Genomic DNA, 1,510 nt, shown 5'->3' on the forward strand with positions numbered 1-1,510 from the left:
CTTCTATGCCTTCGGCGGTGCGACTGCGCTGGTTGGCCTGCTGTTCCTGGTGCGTACCATCCTGCTGTGGTTCACGCAGGGCAGCATGCCGGAGATGTCGTTCCTGGTGACGCTGTTCTCCTTCAGCATCTCCTTCAATGCCATCGGCTTTGCGTTCTGGTTCGATTACCAGGCCAACCGCCATCTGAATCCGCCCATCACCCATCGTGACGTGACCCATCGCCAGGCGCCGGATCCGATCGACCCGTGAGCATCTCGCCGTCCGCCCTGTTGAAGACCCTCGCGAGCAATCTGTCCTGGACGGCCGCGAGTCTGGTGATCCTGGCCGTCAGCGGGATCGCCATCAACCTGATGATCGCCGGCTTCCGCAGCGCCAGCGATCTGGGTGTTTTCAACCAGGCGTACGCGGTGTACGTCGTCGCATCGCAGTTGACCGTGTTCGGTATCCACAACTCGATCATGCGCAACGCCGCCCATTACAGCGGTGATGCCGAGGAAGGGCGCAGCCTGGCCGGTAGCGGGCTGCTGCTTTCGGCGCTTGCCGGCGTAGTCGGCGCCGCGCTGCTGGTGCTGGCTGCACCGGCCCTGGGCAAGTGGTTCGACAGCCCGGACACTGCCCTGGGCGTGCGCAACGTGGCGTATGGGCTGCTGCTGTTCCCGTTGAGCAAGACCCTGCTGGGCCTGCTCAACGGCCTGCAGTTGATGAAGGCCTTCGCTGTCCTGCAATCGCTGCGCTATCTGGTCGTGATGGCCTGGGTGGCGGTGGTCTCGATGACTTCGGCCAGTATCGACAAGGTGTTGTACTGCTTCCTCGTCGCCGAGGTCGTCACCACCGTAGCCGCGCTGGGCTATCTGTGGTCGCGCCGGATGCTGCAGGGCATGCGCGTGCGGCGGGTATGGATCGGGCGCCACGCCAGCTTCGGTGCCAGGAGCCTGTTGTCCAATACGTTCGTCGAGCTCAACTCTCGCGTGGACGTCATCCTGATCGGCTTCTTCCTGACCGACCGCGCGGCTGGCATCTACAGCTTCGGCGCGATCCTGATCGATGGGCTCTACCAGGTCTGGCACCTGATCCGGGTCAACCTGAACCCGATCCTGGTGAACGCCAGCCGCGACCGTGACTGGTCGACCTGTCGCATGCTGCTCAACAAGGCTCTACGCTACCTGTATCCGTTGGCGGTTCTGCTGGCCTTGGGCGTGGTGTTCGCGTACTGGTTCACCATCACCTACGTGATGAGCGGCAAGGGGCTGGAAGAGGGCATGTTGCCGCTGATCATCCTGCTCCTCGGGCTGACTTCGGTGGCGCCGTTCATTCCCTTCGACCAGCTGCCGCTGCTGGGCGGCTCCCCGGGGCTGCAGACCCTGCAGCAGCTGTCGGTGGTGATCGTCAATGCAATCCTGAATGTTATATTCATTCCGTGGTTGGGGATCGAGGGTGCTGCGCTTGGAACCGCACTGAGCTACGTCTTCGGCGTGCTCGTGTTGATGTTGATGGTGCGGCGCCTGTACT

At 62.8% G+C, this 1,510-nt stretch carries 2 protein-coding genes; both read left to right on the top strand.

Translation table 11 applies throughout. The features are described 5' to 3' along the window. Positions 1–250, top strand: a 250-nt coding sequence (locus ACFQ6N_RS40750) for a hypothetical protein (protein ID WP_380659188.1), incomplete at its 5' end; no start/stop codon positions are given. Beyond that, a partial coding sequence (locus ACFQ6N_RS40755) for a lipopolysaccharide biosynthesis protein (protein ID WP_380659189.1) occupies positions 247–1,510 on the top strand: 1,264 nt, incomplete at its 3' end. The genes ACFQ6N_RS40750 and ACFQ6N_RS40755, both read left to right, overlap by 4 nt.

Origin of the sequence: Kitasatospora sp. NPDC056446 (assembly GCF_042796115.1) — a bacterium.
In the GTDB taxonomy this organism is placed as follows: Bacteria; Actinomycetota; Actinomycetes; order Streptomycetales; family Streptomycetaceae; genus Kitasatospora.